This window comes from Pseudomonas sp. 2822-15 (assembly GCF_002742515.1).
Lineage (GTDB): Bacteria > Pseudomonadota > Gammaproteobacteria > Pseudomonadales > Pseudomonadaceae > Aquipseudomonas > Aquipseudomonas salomonii.
This window is the reverse complement of the sequence record NZ_LJRY01000156.1, coordinates 776,544-793,812: the sequence shown is the minus strand read 5'-3', so window position 1 is coordinate 793,812 and position 17,269 is coordinate 776,544. Positions and strand designations below refer to the sequence as shown.

At 59.3% G+C, this 17,269-nt stretch carries 14 protein-coding genes; 3 read left to right on the top strand and 11 right to left on the bottom strand.

Translation table 11 applies throughout. From position 1 onward, the window contains the following. Positions 1-4 precede the first annotated feature (4 nt). Positions 5-901, bottom strand: a complete 897-nt coding sequence (locus AOA59_RS05445) for a glycine betaine ABC transporter substrate-binding protein (RefSeq protein WP_099486270.1) — start codon at positions 899-901, stop codon at positions 5-7. A gap of 20 nt (positions 902-921) precedes the next feature. Next, positions 922-1,638, bottom strand: a complete 717-nt coding sequence (locus AOA59_RS05440) for an ABC transporter permease (protein WP_065911609.1) — start codon at positions 1,636-1,638, stop codon at positions 922-924. 332 nt (positions 1,639-1,970) lie between these two features. Here AOA59_RS05440 and AOA59_RS05435 point away from each other — a divergent pair, with 332 nt between their 5' ends. From AOA59_RS05435 to AOA59_RS05425, 3 genes are all read left to right on the top strand, one after another. Beyond that, positions 1,971-3,554, top strand: a complete 1,584-nt coding sequence (locus AOA59_RS05435; RefSeq protein WP_017138290.1) for a peptide chain release factor 3 — start codon at positions 1,971-1,973, stop codon at positions 3,552-3,554. Between the two features lie 259 nt (positions 3,555-3,813). Then, entirely contained in the window at positions 3,814-4,059 is a 246-nt protein-coding gene (locus AOA59_RS05430) for a hypothetical protein (protein WP_056859062.1), read from the top strand. Between the two features lie 97 nt (positions 4,060-4,156). Next, a complete protein-coding gene (locus tag AOA59_RS05425) occupies positions 4,157-4,420 on the top strand; it encodes a hypothetical protein (protein WP_056859061.1) in 264 nt (87 codons plus the stop codon). A gap of 212 nt (positions 4,421-4,632) precedes the next feature. On the opposite strand, the gene AOA59_RS05420 is transcribed toward AOA59_RS05425, so the two are convergent. The 9 genes from AOA59_RS05420 to AOA59_RS05380 form a co-directional block, all read right to left on the bottom strand. Next, positions 4,633-5,604 (bottom strand): peptide ABC transporter ATP-binding protein, encoded by a 972-nt coding sequence (locus AOA59_RS05420; RefSeq protein WP_099486268.1) that lies wholly within the window; start codon positions 5,602-5,604, stop codon positions 4,633-4,635. Next, a complete protein-coding gene (locus tag AOA59_RS05415) occupies positions 5,604-6,572 on the bottom strand; it encodes an ABC transporter ATP-binding protein (RefSeq protein WP_017138287.1) in 969 nt (322 codons plus the stop codon). The genes AOA59_RS05420 and AOA59_RS05415 overlap by 1 nt, the downstream gene beginning before the upstream one ends. A gap of 10 nt (positions 6,573-6,582) precedes the next feature. Further along, complete coding sequence (locus AOA59_RS05410) at positions 6,583-7,494, bottom strand: ABC transporter permease subunit (RefSeq protein WP_065911602.1); 912 nt, start codon at positions 7,492-7,494, stop codon at positions 6,583-6,585. A 10-nt stretch (positions 7,495-7,504) separates the two neighbouring features. Then, positions 7,505-8,515 (bottom strand): ABC transporter permease subunit, encoded by a 1,011-nt coding sequence (locus tag AOA59_RS05405; protein ID WP_056859204.1) that lies wholly within the window; start codon positions 8,513-8,515, stop codon positions 7,505-7,507. A gap of 77 nt (positions 8,516-8,592) precedes the next feature. After that, complete coding sequence (locus AOA59_RS05400; protein WP_065911600.1) at positions 8,593-10,191, bottom strand: ABC transporter substrate-binding protein; 1,599 nt, start codon at positions 10,189-10,191, stop codon at positions 8,593-8,595. 80 nt (positions 10,192-10,271) lie between these two features. Further along, the gene (locus AOA59_RS05395; protein WP_065911599.1) at positions 10,272-11,666 is read right to left on the bottom strand and encodes an OprD family porin; all 1,395 of its coding nucleotides are present in this window, start codon (positions 11,664-11,666) and stop codon (positions 10,272-10,274) included. Positions 11,667-11,836: 170 nt separating this feature from the next. Next, complete coding sequence (locus AOA59_RS05390; RefSeq protein ID WP_370694350.1) at positions 11,837-13,381, bottom strand: ABC transporter substrate-binding protein; 1,545 nt, start codon at positions 13,379-13,381, stop codon at positions 11,837-11,839. Positions 13,382-13,745: 364 nt separating this feature from the next. Further along, entirely contained in the window at positions 13,746-15,374 is a 1,629-nt protein-coding gene (locus AOA59_RS05385) for an ABC transporter substrate-binding protein (protein WP_065911597.1), read from the bottom strand. Between the two features lie 258 nt (positions 15,375-15,632). Beyond that, positions 15,633-17,234 carry an ABC transporter substrate-binding protein gene (locus tag AOA59_RS05380; protein ID WP_099486266.1) on the bottom strand — a complete coding sequence of 534 codons (1,602 nt, stop codon included), beginning with the start codon at positions 17,232-17,234 and terminating at the stop codon, positions 15,633-15,635. Positions 17,235-17,269 lie beyond the last annotated feature (35 nt).

Below are 17,269 nucleotides of genomic sequence, written 5' to 3'. Positions count from 1 at the left end.
CCTCTTATTGGCTGATGGGATGCTGGCGCAGAAAATCTGCGGCCACGGCGGATGGGCTTTCATGGTCGACGTCGACCCGCGCGTTCAGCTGGCGCATGGTTTCATCGTCGAACAGCGCGGCCAGCGGTTTCAGGTCGGCGGCCAATTGCGGGTGGGCGTCGAGATAAACCTGACGCACCACCGGCGCGGCGGTGTAGTCCGGGAAGTAGTGCTTGTCGTCTTCCAGCAGCTTCAATTTGAAGGCATTCAGGCGACCGTCGGTGGTGTAGACCAAACCCGCAAACACCTGGCCATTACGCAGCGCGGTGTAGACCAGGCCGGCGTCCATCTGCCGAGTGTTTTTGCGCGTGAGGTTCATGTCGTACAGCTTGACCATGCCGGCCAGGCCGTCGGAGCGGTTGGCGAACTCGGTGTCCAGGGCGACCAGGCGGTTTTCCTTGGTGTGTTGCGCCATGGCCTGGGTGAGGTCGCTGATGCTGTTGATCTCAGGATGTTCCTTGGCCACTTTTTCAGGCAGTGCCAGGGCGTAGGTATTGCTGAAGTGCGACGGCGAGAGCCAGACCAGACCTTTTTTTGCGTCGAGTTCTTTCACCCGAGCGTAGGACTGTTCGCTGTCGAGCTTCTCGTCGATATGGTTGTAGGCCACCAGCGACACGCCGGTGTACTCCCAGATCAAATCCAGCTGCCCGCTTTCCTGGGCACTGCGCGCCAGGTTACTGCCCAGGCCGCCGGTCACGCGGGTGTCGTAGCCTTTGGTGCGCAGGTATTGGGAGGTGATTTCGGCGAGCAGGGTCTGTTCGGTGAAGACCCGGGCGCCGATGCGAATTACCGGTTTTTCGGCGGCTTGCGCAATGCCTGCAAACAGCAGGACGCAGCTCAATATCAAGGTCAGTTTTTTCATGTGATTTCCTTTGCCAAGCCTTAAGACGCACGCACTCCGCGTTCCAGCCAGAGGCGGCTGGCCATGGTCACCAGACCGTCGAGCAGCAAGGCCAGCAGCGCGGTGCACGCGGCGCCGAGCAGCAGTTGCGGCTGATTGTTCAGGGCGATGCCGGGGAAAATCAGGCTGCCCAAGCTGTTGGCGCCAATCAGGAACGCCAGCGGTGCGGTGCCGACGTTGATCGCCAGGGCCACACGCACGCCACCGATGATGATCGGCACGGCGTTGGGCAGTTCCACCCGAAACAGCACCTGGCGCGGCGTCATGCCGATGCCGGTGGCGGCTTCTTTGAGTGAGCCTTGAACGTTTTTGAGGCCTTCGTAGGTGTTGCGCACGATGGGCAGCAACGAGGCGAGGAACAACGCGAAGATGGCCGGGCCACTGCCGATGCCGAGGACGCCGAGGGCGATGGCCAGTACGGCCAGGGGAGGGACGGTGTTGCCGATGTTGAAGATCTGCATGAAGCGTTCTGCGCGCCCTACCATGTTCGGTCGGCTGAGCAGGATACCGGCGGGGATGCCCACAACGAGGGCGGCCAGCATGGAGACTAGAACGAGGATCAGGTGTGCTTGCAGGTAAAACAACAAATCGTCGCGGTACATCTCGATCGTGTTGATGCCGATCCAGTGGACCAGCAGGGCCAGGAGTGCGACGACAACCGCACCTCCTATCAGCCCTTTGCCATAGCGAATAGCCACAGGCGGACTCCTTTTTTTCTTTTGTCGGCGAACACATTCTCCGGCGGCAATGCCATTGCTGGCTGCCTTCGAATAGGTTCGCGAAAAGCAGCTCGCCGATACCGGCAACGCGGTATGCGATCGAGCCATGAGCGCAGCCTCGTCAGGCTAACTTGCTGATTTTTCAGCCCCTGTTCCGAGTGCGGTAGCAGGGGAGTGGACGTCTCTACCTTTTAAAAGGTTCCATACTTGGCAGCATTTAGCCACCCCCAATCGGGTGAACGGTGGTCCGGCGCCTGGGGTTTGCGCTATACTCGCCGCCCTTTTTTGACTCACCTGCCAGGCGATTTCCCATGACCCACCAGGCCGCCGAAGTCGCGAAACGCCGCACTTTCGCCATTATTTCCCACCCCGATGCCGGTAAAACCACCATCACCGAGAAGCTGTTGCTGATGGGCAAGGCAATCGCTGTGGCCGGCACGGTGAAATCCCGCAAATCCGACCGCCATGCGACATCCGACTGGATGGAGATGGAAAAGCAACGGGGTATTTCCATTACCACGTCGGTCATGCAGTTCCCGTATCGCGACCACATGGTCAACCTGCTCGACACCCCGGGCCACGAAGACTTCTCCGAAGACACCTACCGCACCCTGACTGCGGTGGACTCGGCCTTGATGGTCCTCGACGGCGGTAAAGGCGTTGAGCCACGGACCATCGCGCTGATGGACGTGTGCCGCCTGCGTGACACGCCCATCGTCAGCTTCATCAACAAACTCGACCGCGACATTCGCGACCCGATCGAGCTGCTGGATGAAATCGAAGCGGTCCTGAAGATCAAGGCCGCGCCGATCACCTGGCCGATTGGTTGCTACCGCGACTTCAAGGGCGTGTACCACCTGGCTGATGACTACATCATTGTCTACACCGCCGGCCACGGTCACGAACGCACCGAAACCAAGATCATCGAAAAACTCGACTCGGACGAAGCCCGCGCCCACTTGGGTGACGAGTACGACCGTTTTGTCGACCAGCTCGAATTGGTGCAGGGCGCTTGCCACGAGTTCAATCAGCAGGAATTCCTCGACGGCCAGCTGACGCCGGTGTTCTTCGGTACTGCCCTGGGCAACTTCGGTGTCGACCACGTGCTCGACGCCGTGGTGGATTGGGCACCCAAGCCTCTGGCCCGGGTTGCCAACGAGCGCACCGTGGAACCGGTCGAAGAGAAATTCACCGGCTTCGTGTTCAAGATCCAGGCGAACATGGACCCCAAACACCGCGACCGTATCGCCTTTATGCGTATCTGCTCCGGCAAATACGAAAAAGGCATGAAGATGCGCCACGTGCGCACCGGCAAGGACGTGCGCATCGGCGACGCCCTGACGTTTTTCTCTTCCGAGCGTGAACAGCTGGAAGAGGCGTTTGCCGGCGACATCATCGGCCTGCACAACCACGGCACCATCCAGATCGGCGACACCTTCACCGAAGGCGAAGCCCTGGGGTTCACCGGTATCCCGCACTTCGCCCCGGAACTGTTCCGCCGCGTACGCCTGCGTGACCCGCTCAAATCCAAGCAACTGCGCCAAGGTTTGCAGCAGCTGGCGGAAGAGGGCGCCACCCAGGTGTTCTTCCCCGAGCGCAGCAACGACATCATCCTCGGCGCCGTCGGTGTGCTGCAGTTCGATGTGGTCGCCAGCCGCTTGAAAGAGGAATACAAGGTCGAATGCTCCTACGAGCCAATCACCGTGTACTCCGCGCGCTGGATCGATTGCAGCGATAAGAAGAAGTTGGAAGAGTTCTCCAACAAAGCCGTGGAAAACCTGGCGATCGACGGCGGTGGTCACCTGACCTACCTGGCGCCGACGCGGGTCAACCTGGCACTGATGGAAGAGCGCTGGCCGGATGTGAAATTCCGTGCGACGCGTGAGCATCACTAAGGTACCGCGCGGTACACCAAAGGGCGAAGCTGTCATGGCTTCGCCCTTTTTTGTGCGCGCGCTTCCGACCTGATGTGGGAGCTGGCTTGCCTGCGATAGCGGTGTGTCTGTCACTAATAGGGTTACTGACAGACCGCCATCGCAGGCAAGCCAGCTCCCACCGTTGATCTTCATCTGTCAGTGGCATTGGCGATAACCCCGCATCCGGGCTAGCGTATTCAAATACTTCACCCATTCACCGACGGATCCGGAGGCGACCTTGCGTATAACTCAACGTGCCGTCCAACTGATGTTGCTGGCGGCTTTGGGCCTGGCCGGCGCAGCGGCGCTGGCAGATACCGGCACGCCACAGTGGAAAGACACGGGCCCGGTCACCAAGAAAAAGCAGAAGGAAGCCAACTCCGGCAGCTGGCAGCCCCAGGCTCAGCCGGCCCCCAAGGAAGATCAAGAAAACCCCTACAACGAAGGTGAGGACAGCGAAACCTACGATGACGGCGATACCTGAGGCCTTATTGGCATAAACCCGAGAACGGAACTAGCTTCATTCACAGCGCCGGTCGAACGCTGGCGCACGTATTTCACTGACTGGACGGAAATCGACCATGACTATCTTTCAACGTTTGGTGCTGTTGCTGAAAGTGTTGGTGATGTTATCGCTGGGCGCTTCATCGGCGTGGGCCAGTACGGCTGTGCAGAGCCAGGCGCCAGGTTATGTGGCGGCGAAGACGGCGCAGGTGGGTGGCTTGCAGTTGGCCAAGAGCGAGGCAGAGCCTGGTGATGAAGACCAGGGCGGTTCCAAGGATGACGATGACCAGCAAGCGCCGCCAGATGACGATGACACCCCTGAAGGTGACAGCGATACCTGAGTCGAGATGAAAAAAAGCCCCGCCTGCCGGACTGATGCGCAATCCGACGGGTGGGGCGGTAGAACTCCTCTAAGTCGATCGTTCCCGCGCTCCGCGTGGGAATGCATCCTGTGACGCTCTGCGTCACGCCTCAATCGAGCGACGGGACGCAGAGCGTCCTGGGCGGCATTCCCACGCAGAGCGTGGGAACGATCGACGATCCAGCGATCTCGTTATGCCACAAACTGCTCCGCGTAGTGGCAAGCCACCTGACGGTTATCCAATGCGCGCAACTGCGGCTCCTCACTGCTGCACCGCGCCGTGGCATACGGGCAGCGCTTGTGGAACGCGCAGCCAGGCGGCGGGTTCAGCGGGTTGGGCAGTTCGCCGACGATCTTGATCTTCGGCTTGTTCGGGTCCGGGTGGATGGTCGGGGTGGCCGACAGCAGCGCCTGGGTGTAGGGGTGCAGCGGGCGGGCGTAGATGTCTTTCTTGGGGCCGACTTCCACCGGGCGGCCGAGGTACATCACCATCACGTCGTCGGCCACGTGCTGCACCACGGCCAGGTTGTGGGAGATGAACACGTAGGCGGTGTTGAATTCCTGCTGCAAATCCATGAACAGGTTGAGTACCTGGGCCTGGATCGACACGTCCAGCGCCGAGGTCGGCTCATCCGCTACCAGCACTTTAGGCTGCAACATCATGGCGCGGGCCAGGGCGATGCGCTGGCGCTGACCGCCGGAGAACATGTGCGGGTAGCGCTGATAATGCTCAGGGCGCAGGCCCACTTGCTTCATCATCGCCTGCACTTTTTCGCGGCGTTCGGCGGCGGACAGGTTGGTATTGATCAGCAGCGGCTCGCCGAGCTGGTCACCGACCTTCTGGCGCGGGTTCAACGAGGCGTACGGGCTCTGGAACACCATCTGCACGTCTTTGCGCAATTGCTTGCGCTGGGCCTTGTCGGCGCCGGCCACTTCCTGGCCGGCGATTTTCAAGGAGCCCGAAGACGGCTCTTCGATCAGCGTCAATGCGCGGGCCAGGGTGGATTTGCCGCAACCCGATTCGCCTACCACGGCGAGGGTCTTGCCGGCTTCCAGTTCAAACGACACACCATTGAGCGCACGTACCAGCGCATGGCCCTTGAACAGGCCACGGGACACTTCGTAGTGACGGGTGAGGTCGCGGGCGGTAAGAACGACGGCCATTACGCCACCTCCTGGTTCAAGGGGTAGAAGCAGCGCGCGAGGCTGTTGCTTTTCGGGTCAAGGCCGGGGCGCTGGGCACGGCAGGATTCCTGCACATACGGGCAGCGCGGCGACAGCAGGCAACCCTGCGGGCGGTCATAACGACCGGGCACGATACCCGGCAGCGTGGCCAGGCGCGTGGCGCCCAGGCTGTGCTCGGGAATGGCCTTGAGCAACGCTTCGCTGTACGGGTGCGCCGGGATGTCGAACAACTGCGGCACCTGGCCGACTTCCACGGCCTGGCCGGCGTACATCACGCACACGCGCTGGGCGGTTTCAGCCACGACCGCGAGGTCGTGAGTGATCAGCACCAGGCCCATGTTCTGCTCTTTTTGCAGGGCCAGCAGCAGTTCCATGATCTGCGCCTGAATGGTCACGTCCAGTGCCGTGGTCGGTTCATCGGCGATCAGCAGTTTCGGCTCGCCGGCAATGGCCATGGCGATGGCCACACGCTGGCTCATACCACCGGACAGTTGGTGCGGGTAGGCATCCATACGGCTGGCAGCGCCCGGGATTTCTACCTTTTCGAGCAGTTCGATGGCGCGCTTGCGTGCTTGCTTGCCGGACATTTTCAGGTGCAGACGCAGCACTTCTTCGATCTGGAAACCCACGGTGTAGCTGGGGTTCAGCGCGGTCATCGGGTCCTGGAACACCATCGCCAGGTCTTTGCCGACGATTTGACGGCGCTGGCGGTTGCTCAGCTTGAGCATGTCCTTGCCGTCAAAGTTCAGCGCGTCGGCGGTGACGATGCCGGGGTGTTCGATCAGGCCCATCAGCGCCATCATGGTCACGGATTTACCCGAGCCCGACTCGCCAACGATCGCCAGTACTTCGCCTTTGTCGACCGAGATGTCGAGGCCATCGACCACCGGCACGGCGGTCTTGTCGCCGAAGCGCACGTTGAGATTCTTGATTTCTAACAGTGACATGGGAATCTCCTCAGGCGGCGTTCTTGAGTTTCGGGTCCAGCGCATCGCGCAGGCCGTCACCCATCAAGTTGATTGCCAGCACGCTGAGCAAAATGGTCAAACCAGGCAGGCTAACCACCCACCAGGCGCGTTCGATGTAGTCACGGGCCGAAGCCAGCATGGTGCCCCACTCAGGGGTTGGCGGTTGTACGCCAAGGCCGAGGAAGCCCAGGGCCGCAGCATCGAGGATCGCCGAAGAGAAGCTCAAGGTAGCCTGTACGATCAGCGGCGCCATGCAGTTGGGCAGCACGGTGATGAACATCAGGCGTGGCAGGCCGGCGCCGGCGAGGCGGGCGGCGGTCACGTAGTCACGGTTCAGTTCGCCCATCACCGCGGCGCGGGTCAAGCGCACATAAGACGGCAGCGACACGATAGCGATGGCGATCACGGTGTTGATCAGGCCAGGGCCGAGGATTGCGACGATGGCTACAGCCAGCAGCAGCGACGGCAGGGCCAGCATGATGTCCATCAAGCGCATGATGGTTGGGCCGAGCAGGCGCGGGAAGAACCCGGCGAACAGACCCAGCAGGATGCCCGGAATCAGCGACATCACCACCGATGACAAACCGATCAGCAACGACAGGCGCGAGCCCTGGATCAGGCGCGAGAGCAGGTCACGGCCCAGTTCATCGGTGCCCAGCAGGAACTGCATCTGGCCACCTTCCAGCCAGGCCGGCGGGGTGAGCAGGAAGTCACGGTATTGCTCGCTCGGGTTATGCGGCGCTACCCACGGGGCAAACAGCGCGCAAAACACCACCAGCAACATGAACAGCAGGCCGGCAACCGCGCCTTTGTTCTTGGAGAAGGCTTGCCAGAATTCTTTGTACGGGGACGGGTACAGCAGGCTTTGATCGACTGCTGACACTTGAGTAGGTGTGGTCATGGTCATGATCTCAGCGCTGGTGACGGATGCGTGGGTTGGCGAAGCCGTAGAGGATATCCACCACGAAGTTCACCAGGATCACCAGGCAGGCGATCAACAAAATGCCGTTTTGCACCACCGGGTAGTCCCGCGCGCCAATGGCTTCGATCAGCCATTTGCCGATGCCGGGCCACGAGAAGATGGTTTCGGTCAGTACCGCACCAGCCAGCAGGGTGCCGACTTGCAGGCCGACCACGGTGAGTACCGGAATCAGCGCGTTACGCAGGCCGTGTACGAATACCACGCGCGCCGGCGACAGGCCTTTGGCCTTGGCGGTACGGATGTAGTCTTCGCGCAGCACTTCGAGCATCGACGAACGGGTCATCCGCGCAATCACCGCCAGCGGGATGGTGCCGAGCACGATGGCCGGCAGGATCAGGTGGTGCAGGGCATCCCAGAATGCGTCCGGCTCGTCAGCCAGCAGGGTGTCGATCAGCATGAAGCCGGTGCGCGGCTCGATGTCGTAGAGCAGGTCGATACGCCCGGAAACCGGGGTCCAGCCCAGGCTCACCGAGAAGAACATGATCAGGATCAGGCCCCACCAGAAGATCGGCATCGAATATCCCGCGAGGGAGATGCCCATCACCCCATGGTCGAACAGGGATCCTCGTTTTAGGGCCGCGATCACACCGGCCAACAGGCCCAGGATACCGGCGAACAACAGGGCGGCCATGGACAGTTCCAGGGTCGCAGGGAAGAGGGCGGTGAATTCGGTCCACACGCTGGTGCGTGTGCGCAGCGATTCGCCGAGGTCGCCGTGGGCGAGCTTGCCTACATAGTCAAAGTATTGCGCATAGAGCGGCTTGTTCAGGCCAAGGCGTTCCATTGCCTGTGCGTGCATCTCGGGGTCGACACGGCGTTCGCCCATCATGACTTCTACGGGGTCGCCGGGAATCATGCGAATTAACGCAAACGTGAGCAACGTGATGCCGAAAAACGTGGGGATCAATAACCCCAATCGGCGGGCAATAAAACTAAACATCTTGTTGTGTACCTCAATCAGCCGGTTAGGCAGGTTCGGCACCGTCAATGTCGACGGTGCCGAGCGTCTTCTCTTATTTACTTCACCTGGGTGGTGGCGAAGTTATTTGTGGTCAGAGGGCTTTGGGTAAAGCCTTCGACGTTTTTGCGCATGGCGGTGAACATTTTCGGGTAAGCCATGGGAATCCACGGTTGGTCTTTTTCGAAGACATCCATGGCTTGTTCGTAGAGTGCGGCCCGTTTCGAGGGTTCCTCGATGGCGCGCGCTTTGTCGATCAAGTCCTGAAACTCTTTGTTACACCAGCGGGCGTAGTTTTCGCCGTTTTTCGCTGCGTCGCAACTCAGGTTTGGCGTGAGGAAGTTATCCGGGTCCCCGTTATCCCCTGCCCAACCGGCGGAAACCATGTCGTGCTCGCCATTTTTAGCGCGTTTGAGCATCTCGCCCCATTCCATGACCTTGATGTTCACCTTCAGGCCGATCTGCGCCAGATCCGCCTGCATGCGCTGGGCGCCGAGCATCGGGTTCGGGTTGGTCGGGCCGCCGCCATTACGGGTGAACAGGGTGAACTCGGTGCCTTCCGGTACACCGGCTTCCTTGAGCAGGGCGCGGGCCTTGTCGAGGTCACGCGGCGGGTTTTTCAGCTTGTCGCTGAAACCCAGCAGGGTTGGCGGGTACGGGCCGGTGGCGTCGATGGCGTTGCCTTTGCCGTACAGGGATTCGTTGTAGCCTTTTTTGTCGAACGCGATGTTGATCGCGTGACGCACCCGCGCGTCGCTCATGTACTTGTGGGTGGTGTTCAGCGCAGTGTAGGCGGTGGTCATCGCCGCCAGCTCCGCAACCTTCAGGTTCGGGTCGGCCTTCATGCTCGGCACGTCATCCGGTTTCGGATACAGCGCGATCTGGCACTCGTTGGCCTTGAGCTTCTGCAAGCGCACGTTGTTGTCGGTGGTGATCGCCAAAATCAGCGGGTCAGCCGGCGGCTTGCCACGGAAGTAGTCCGGGTTGGCCTTGAAACGCACCTGGGCGTCTTTGGCGTAACGGGTGAAGATGAACGGGCCGGTGCCGATAGGCTTGGCGTTCAGGTCATCGGTCTTGCCGGACTTGAGTAACTGGTCGGCGTATTCGGCGGAGTGAATCGAGGAAAACGCCATGGCCAGGTCGGCCAAAAACGGTGCTTCAGGACGGGTCAGGGTAAAGACGACGGTGTGATCGTCGGTCTTCTCTACGCTCTTGAGCAGTTCCTTGAAGCCCATGCTTTCAAAGTATGGGTAGCCCACGAGGGACTTTTTGTGCCAAGGGTGATTCGGGTCCAGCTGGCGCTGAAAGCTCCAAAGCACGTCGTCGGCATTCATGTTGCGCGTGGGTTTGAAGTAGTCGGTGGTGTGGAACTTTACATCGTCACGCAGGTGGAAGGTGTAGGTCAGGCCATCGGCGCTGATCTCGGGCAGGGCCTTGGCCAGTGCCGGTACAACTTCGGTGGTGCCGGGCTTGAAGTCCACCAGGCGGTTGAACATGGTTTCAGCGGCAGCGTCAGCGGTGACAGCGGTGGTGTACAGCACCGGGTCAAAACCTTCCGGGCTGGCTTCGGTGCAGACCACCAGCGGTTTGGCCGAAACGCCGATCGCAACGCTCAGCAGCGCAGCGGCAATGGCAGCTTGTAGCGGGAGCATTTTCATTCAGAGCCCTCTGCAATCGATTAAACCAGACAAGCGTAGACGGCGGGCTCGTGATGAGCCCGCCGTCTACCTGGCGCTAATTAAAGAATGTTGAACGGGATGGTGGTGACCAGACGGAACTCACGGATGTTGCCGTCAGCCTGGTTGGCGCTGGCACGGTGAGTCACGTAGGTACCACGGATGGTGGTGGCCTTGAGTGGGCCGCTTTGCAGGGCGTACGAGGTGCCGATGCCGTATTCCTGGTGTTTCTCGCCATCCTGGGACTGGATGCCGTTGTAAGCGAAGCCGGCACGGCCGCCGTCGCCGGTGTAGTGAGTGCCGTCGATGCCCCAGCCGCGAGCCGAGTAGATGTTGAACTTCAGGCCCGGCACGCCGTATTCGGCCATGTTGATGCCGTAAGCGACCTGGAACGATTTCTCGTTCGGACCGTTAAAGTCGGAGGTCAGGGAGTTGGCCAGGTAGATGCCGTTGGTTTCGTGCAGGTAGTCGAAGTATTCGTTACCGTTAACTTCCTGGTACGAGAAGGTCAGGCTGTGAGCCTGGTGAGTCAGGCCCAGCGACAGCGAGTAGGTGTCGTTGTCGATCTTGCCCATCAACTTTTTGCCTTCGTCGACGGTTTTGTAGTAGTTCAGGCCGGTGGTCAGGGCCAGGGTCTGAGCATCACCCAGTTCGTGGGTGGCGCCGAAGTAGTACTGGTTCCAGAAGTCTTTGACTTGAGCGCCGAAGAAGCTGGTTTTCAGGCTCTTGAACGGCTGGTAGTTCACACCGGCGGTGTAGACGTGATCCGCTTCCTGACCATTGCCGTATTCACTGCGGAATTTCGACAGGCTCTGTTCGGTACGTGGCGACACGCGGTCGAAGTAAGCGCCCTGGAACGACAGGTTGCTGAATTCTTCGCTGTTCAGGGCGAAACCTTCGAAGCTCGATGGCAGTGCACGGTTGCCGATGGTGTCGACGATGCCGCTGCTGAAGTTCTGGCGACCGGCGGTCAAGGTGGTGTTCGACACACGGAACTTCACGTTGGCCAGGCCCAGTTTGCTCCACTGATCGACTGCATCGCCGTCGGAGTCGGCCAGGGTACGGTTGGAACCACCCTTGATGTCGCGCTTGCTGCGGTCCAGCACGATAGCGTTGTAGGCCGCGACTTCGGTAGCGACGCCCACGGTGCCTTGGGTAAAGCCTGAGCTCAGGTTAAGGATGGTGCCCTGTACCCAGTTGGTACGGTAAGCATCAGTGCGCGCTTCGCCGTGCTTCTGGTAGGTGAACTTGCCGCCACGGAACTTCTGTTCGTTGGAGAACCAGTTACGGGTGGTACCGCCCAGGCTTGCGCCGTCGACAAAGCCCTTGGCCTCGCTTTGGGCGCTGGTGCCGGCCAATGTGGTGGGGACGAAGTCCTGGCTCTGGGTTTCCGCAAATGCGGTGGCCGTGATGCTGCTGATGGCCAGGGCCAGAAGCGCTTTGCTGCTCAGTTTCATGGGTGGAGCTCCTTTGGTTCTCTTTTTAATGCCGGTCTTTTTAGGTGAACCGGCTATTGGGTGTGTAACTCGTTCAAGCTAGTGCAAACGTTTGCCGTAGGATAAATCCCAACAAAAGGCTGCACGTTTGCCACGGAGCCGATTTGGCTCCGCACCATCCGGTTATTTTCTTATGGGTTGAGACTGACGCCCGAAAACACGTTGCGGCCGAAGGGGCTGACTTTGAAACCTTCGACTTTGGCGCTTAACGGCTGGTTGACCGTCGAGTGGGCGACTGGCGTGATCGGCACTTGCTGTTTAAGCAATTGCTGCGCCTGCTTGTACAGAACAGTCCTTTGTTCGCGGTCGGTCACGACCTTGGCTTGCTTGATCAGCTTGTCGTACGCCGGGTCACACCACATGGAGTAGTTGTTCCCGCCGATGGCGTCGCAGCTGTAGAGGGTGCCCAGCCAGTTGTCCGGGTCACCGTTGTCGCCGGTCCAGCCGATCAGGCTGATATCGTGCTCACCGTTCTTGGTGCGCTTGATGTATTCGCCCCATTCATAGCTGACGATCTTGACCTTGAGGCCGATCTTGGCCCAATCGCTTTGCAGCATCTCGGCCATCAGCTTGGCGTTGGGGTTGTACGGGCGCTGCACCGGCATGGCCCACAGGGTGATCTCGGTGCCTTCTTTAACGCCGGCAGCCTTGAGCAGCTGCTTGGCCTTTTCCGGGTTGTAGGCGGCGTCCTTGATGCTGTCGTCATAGGACCACTGGGTCGGCGGCATGGCGTTGACCGCCAGTTGGCCCGCGCCCTGGTACACGGCATTCAGGATGCTCTGCTTGTTCACCGCCATGTCCAGCGCCTGGCGCACTTCGAGCTGGTCGAAGGGTTTGTGGCGCACGTTGTAGGCGATGTAGCCGAGGTTGAAACCTGGCTTGGTCAACAGTTGCAGGTTTGGATCGGCCTTGAGCGCGTCGACGTCAGCGGGGCGCGGATGCAGGGTAATCTGGCACTCGCCGGCCTTGAGCTTCTGCACCCGCACCGAGGCGTCGGTGTTGATGGCAAAAATCAGTTGGTCCAGCTTGACGCGACTTGGGTCCCAGTACTGTTTGTTGCCCACATAACGGATCTGCGAGTCTTTCTGGTACCGCTGGAATACAAACGGCCCAGTGCCGATTGGCTTCTGGTTGATGTCGCTGGGTTTGCCCTCTTTGAGCAACTGTTCGGCGTACTCGGCCGACAGGATCGAGGCAAAGCTCATCGCGATGTTCTGTACAAACGCGGCGTCGACCGTGTTCAGGGTCATCACCACGGTGTAGGGGCCGGTCTTCTCGACCTTGGCGATGTTCTTGTTCAGGCTCATACCGTTGAAGTACGGAAACTCGGTGGGGTAGGCCTTGCGAAACGGGTATTCAGGGTCAAGCATGCGGTTGAAGGTGAACAGCACATCGTCGGCATTGAAGTCGCGCGTCGGCTTGAATTCCTTGTTGCTGTGGAACTTCACCCCTTCACGCAGGTGAAAGGTGTAAGTCAGGCCGTCTTCGGAAATATCCCACTTGGTTGCCAGCCCAGGCACCACGTCAGTCGCACCTTTTTCGAATTCAACCAGGCGGTTGTACAAAGGTTCCGCCGCGTCGTTGTCGGTGGCGGTGGTGTACTGCGCGGTGTCGAACCCTGCCGGGCTGCCTTCAGAGCAGAACACCAGGCTCTTCTTTTCGGCGGCTTGGCCCATCGTGGCCACAGCCAGCAGGCTGGTGCCAAAAATTGCGGATAGAACAGTGGTATGGCGCATGACGATCCCGATCCTTGTTTGTTGTTGTCATCAGCGAGCAATCACCCAGGCTTCAGGCCTGGTGGACATCACTGATCCCACACGCAGCAAGTGCCTTTCCTGGATTGGAGCTTCTGCTGTCCTACGACGGTATGGGTCGCGGAGCTTGCAGTAAATGCGCCAAAACGGATTGACCTTGTAGGTAACGGATGCACAAGTCGCAGTTCATTGCTGTAGGAAGGCAATGTTGCGGTTGTGGTCTGTTTCCTACGGTCTAGGCGGATGCAATAACGGCGACGTTATGAAACGTCGCCGCTACTGAGTCTTACTTGCCGCTTACACTAACGCCGTAGAAGGAGTTCAAGCCAAACGGGCTGATCTTGAAGTCCTGCACGGTGTTGCGCATGGGTTGATACACCGTCGAGTGCGCGATAGGTGTCATCGGGACTGCATCTTTGAGGATATGTTGCGCCTGCTTGTACAGCTCGGTGCGTTTGGCGACGTCCGATGTGGCTTTGGCTTCTTTGACGATGCCGTCGAATTTCTTGTCGCACCATTTGGAGAAGTTGTTACCGGCCAGCGAGTCGCAGCCGAACAGCACGTTCAGCCAGTTGTCCGGGTCACCATTGTCGCCGCTCCAGCCAATGATCATGGCCTGGTTCTCGCCGCCTTTGGAGCGCTTGAGGTACTCGCCCCACTCGTAGCTGACGATGTTGACCTTCAGGCCGATCTGTTTCCAGTCGTTCTGCAGCATCTCGGCCATCAGTTTGGCGTTCGGGTTATACGGCCGTTGAACCGGCATGGCCCACAGGGTGATCTCGGTGCCTTCTTTAATGCCGGCTTCCTTGAGCAGTTCCTTGGCCTTGGCTGGGTCGAACTTCGTATCCTTGATGGTGGTGTCGTAGGACCACTGGGTCGGCGGCATGGCGTTGACGGCCAGTTGGCCTGCGCCCTGGTACACGGAGTCGATGATCTGCTGCTTGTTCACCGACATGTCCAACGCTTCACGTACACGCAGGTCGGCCAGTGGGTTGGCGGCGGTCTGCCCCTTGATCACCGGCATGACGTTGTAAGCGATGTAGCCCAGGTTGAAACCGGCCTGGTGCGGCAGTTTCAGGTCCTTGTCTTCGCCCAGCGCCTTGAGGTCGGCCGGACGTGGGAACAAGGTGATCTGGCATTCGTTTTTCTTGAGCTTCTGGATGCGCACCGACGGGTCGGTGGTGATGGCGAAGATCAGGTTATCGATCTTCACATCCTCAGGTTTCCAGTAGTCCTTGTTGCCGGTGTAACGAATGTTCGAATCTTTCTGATAGCTCTTGAACACGAACGGGCCAGTGCCGATTGGCTTCTGGTTGATGTCCGCGGGCTTGCCTTCCTTCAACAGTTGAGCGGCGTATTCGGCCGACTGGATGGAGGCGAAACTCATCGCCAAGTTCTGGATGAAGGCGGCGTCCACAGTGCCAAGGGTGAACTTGACGGTGTGGTCATCGACTTTCTCGATGTTCTTGATGTTGGTGTCCATCCCCATGTCCGTGAAGTACGGGAACTCGGTGGGGTAGGCTTTACGGAACGGATCGTCCTTGTTGATCATGCGGTTGAACGTGAACAGAACGTCATCGGCATTGAAGGTACGGGTCGGCTTGAAGTACGAAGTGGTGTGGAATTTCACGCCATCACGCAGGTGGAAGGTGTACGTCAGGCCATCCGGGGCCACGTCCCAGCTGGTGGCCAGCCCAGGAATCACAGCGGTGCCGCCGCGTTCGAACTGGGTCAGACGGTTGAACATGGTTTCGGCCGAGGCATCGAAGTCTGTTCCGGCGGTGTACTGGCCTGGGTCGAAACCGGCCGGGCTCCCTTCGGAGCAGAACACCAGGTTACTCGCCGCATGGGCGAAAGGAGCAGCGGCCATAAGGCCAGCACTCACTAAAAGCGGAAGGACTGCGTGTTTAAGCATGTTGGCCTCATGATTTGTTGTCATTTTTGGTGGTGAGGGCGACCTCGTGAGTCGGCCTGCGGATACTTATGCAGGGGCCATACCCATTGCAAGATGCTGAACCGTTGCAAGAGGCAAACTGTGGTACGAACGTACAGGAATGTCGCATTTATGAAAGTTTGTACATAAATGCATATATATATAGGGTTTTTTCGGTGCATCGAGCGCACCAAAAAAGCCCAGCCGAGGCGTCTGGCGCACTCGGTTGGGGCGCCCTTGTTACTTATCTAGACTGACACCGTAGAACGGCGTCAGCCCAAACGGACTGATTTTGAAGTCCTGCACTTCTTTACGCAGTGGCTGGAAAACCGTCGAGTTCGCAATAGGCGTTATAGGTACCTGTTCCTTAAGGATTTTCTGTGCCTGTTGATACCACTTGATGCGTTGCTCGCGGTCGTTGCTGACCTTGGCCTGCTGCACCAGTTTGTCGTAGGCCGGGTTACACCATTTGGCATAGTTGCTGCCCTTCACGGCGGCACAACTGTAGAGCACGCCGAGCCAGTTATCGGGGTCGCCATTGTCACCGGTCCAGCCGTAAATCATCGCGTCATGCTCGCCATTTTTGGCGCGTTTGATGTATTCGCCCCATTCGTAGCTGATGATGTTGGCTTTGATACCGACCTTCGCCCAGTCTTGCTGGATCATTTGTGCCGACATGCGCGCGTTGGGGTTGGAAGCCCGCTGGACGGTCATGGCCCACAAATTGATGGTGGTACCTGGTGCAACCCCTGCTTCTTTTAGTAGCGCCCGGGCCTTGGTCGGATCGTAGGGCGCATCCTTGATAGTCGGGTCATAAGACCACTGCGCGGGTGGCAGTGCGTTTTGCGCCAATTGTCCGGCGCTTTGGTAAACAGCCTTGATAATTGCCGGCTTATCGATGGCCATGTCCAGCGCCTGGCGCACCTTGAGCTGATCCAGCGGAGGATGCGTCACGTTGTAGGCCAGGAAACCCAAATTGAAACCGGCCTGTTGCAGCACGCGCAGGTTGGGGTCTTGTTTCATTATTTCAATGTCGGACGGGCGCGGGTAACCGCTGACCTGGCATTCCCCGGCCTTGAGCTTTTGCAGGCGCGCGGCCGCGTCCGGGGTGATGGCGAATACCAGGTTGTCGAGCTTCACATCCTCAGGTTTCCAATACTGTTTATTGGCCGCGTAGCGAATCTGCGAGTCTTTCTGGTAGCGCTTGAACACAAATGGCCCGGTGCCTACGGGCTTTTGATTGATTTGCTCGGCCTTGCCCTCTTTCAGCAAGTGGGCGGCGTACTCGGCCGATTGCACCGAGGCGAAGCTCATGGCCAGGTTCTGCACAAACGAGGCGTCGACGTTGTTCAGGTTGAACTGCACGGTGTGCTCGTCGAGTTTTTCGACACTTTTGATCGTGGTGTTCAAACCCATGTCGGTGAAGTACGGCGATTCGGATGGATAAGCCTTGCGAAACGGGCTATCGGCATCCAGCAGGCGATTGAAGGTAAACAGCACGTCATCTGCGTTGAAGTCGCGGCTCGGGGTGAAGTAGTCAGTGGTGTGGAACTTGACCCCGTCGCGCAGGTGGAAAGTGTAGGTCAGACCGTCTTTGGAGACATCCCAGCTTGTTGCCAGGCCAGGTTCTACCTCGGTACCGCCGCGCTTGAACTGGGTCAGGCGGTTAAAGACGGTTTCAGCGGAGGCATCAAAGTCGGTGCCGCTGGTGTACTGGCTGGGGTCGAAGCCGGCGGGGCTGGCTTCGGAGCAGTAGACCAGGGTGCTCGCGGCGTGAGCCATGGGCATGCAGGCCAAGAGGCCGGCGGCGAGTAGCAACGGTTTTAAGGTGATTCTGTCCATTAAAGACCCCTGAAGTGGCAAGCCTGTAAAAGCTG

Bases quoted from the DNA above. Each gene is read 5' to 3' on its own strand.
- AOA59_RS05445 (WP_099486270.1), bottom strand. From the start codon at position 901: ATGAAAAAACTGACCTTGATATTGAGCTGCGTCCTGCTGTTTGCAGGC.
- AOA59_RS05435 (WP_017138290.1), top strand. From the start codon at position 1,971: ATGACCCACCAGGCCGCCGAAGTCGCGAAACGCCGCACTTTCGCCATT.
- AOA59_RS05425 (WP_056859061.1), top strand. From the start codon at position 4,157: ATGACTATCTTTCAACGTTTGGTGCTGTTGCTGAAAGTGTTGGTGATG.
- AOA59_RS05420 (WP_099486268.1), bottom strand. From the start codon at position 5,604: ATGGCCGTCGTTCTTACCGCCCGCGACCTCACCCGTCACTACGAAGTG.
- AOA59_RS05415 (WP_017138287.1), bottom strand. From the start codon at position 6,572: ATGTCACTGTTAGAAATCAAGAATCTCAACGTGCGCTTCGGCGACAAG.
- AOA59_RS05410 (WP_065911602.1), bottom strand. From the start codon at position 7,494: ATGACCACACCTACTCAAGTGTCAGCAGTCGATCAAAGCCTGCTGTAC.
- AOA59_RS05405 (WP_056859204.1), bottom strand. From the start codon at position 8,515: ATGTTTAGTTTTATTGCCCGCCGATTGGGGTTATTGATCCCCACGTTT.
- AOA59_RS05400 (WP_065911600.1), bottom strand. From the start codon at position 10,191: ATGAAAATGCTCCCGCTACAAGCTGCCATTGCCGCTGCGCTGCTGAGC.
- AOA59_RS05395 (WP_065911599.1), bottom strand. From the start codon at position 11,666: ATGAAACTGAGCAGCAAAGCGCTTCTGGCCCTGGCCATCAGCAGCATC.
- AOA59_RS05390 (WP_370694350.1), bottom strand. From the start codon at position 13,381: ATGGGCCAAGCCGCCGAAAAGAAGAGCCTGGTGTTCTGCTCTGAAGGC.
- AOA59_RS05385 (WP_065911597.1), bottom strand. From the start codon at position 15,374: ATGCTTAAACACGCAGTCCTTCCGCTTTTAGTGAGTGCTGGCCTTATG.
- AOA59_RS05380 (WP_099486266.1), bottom strand. From the start codon at position 17,234: ATGGACAGAATCACCTTAAAACCGTTGCTACTCGCCGCCGGCCTCTTG.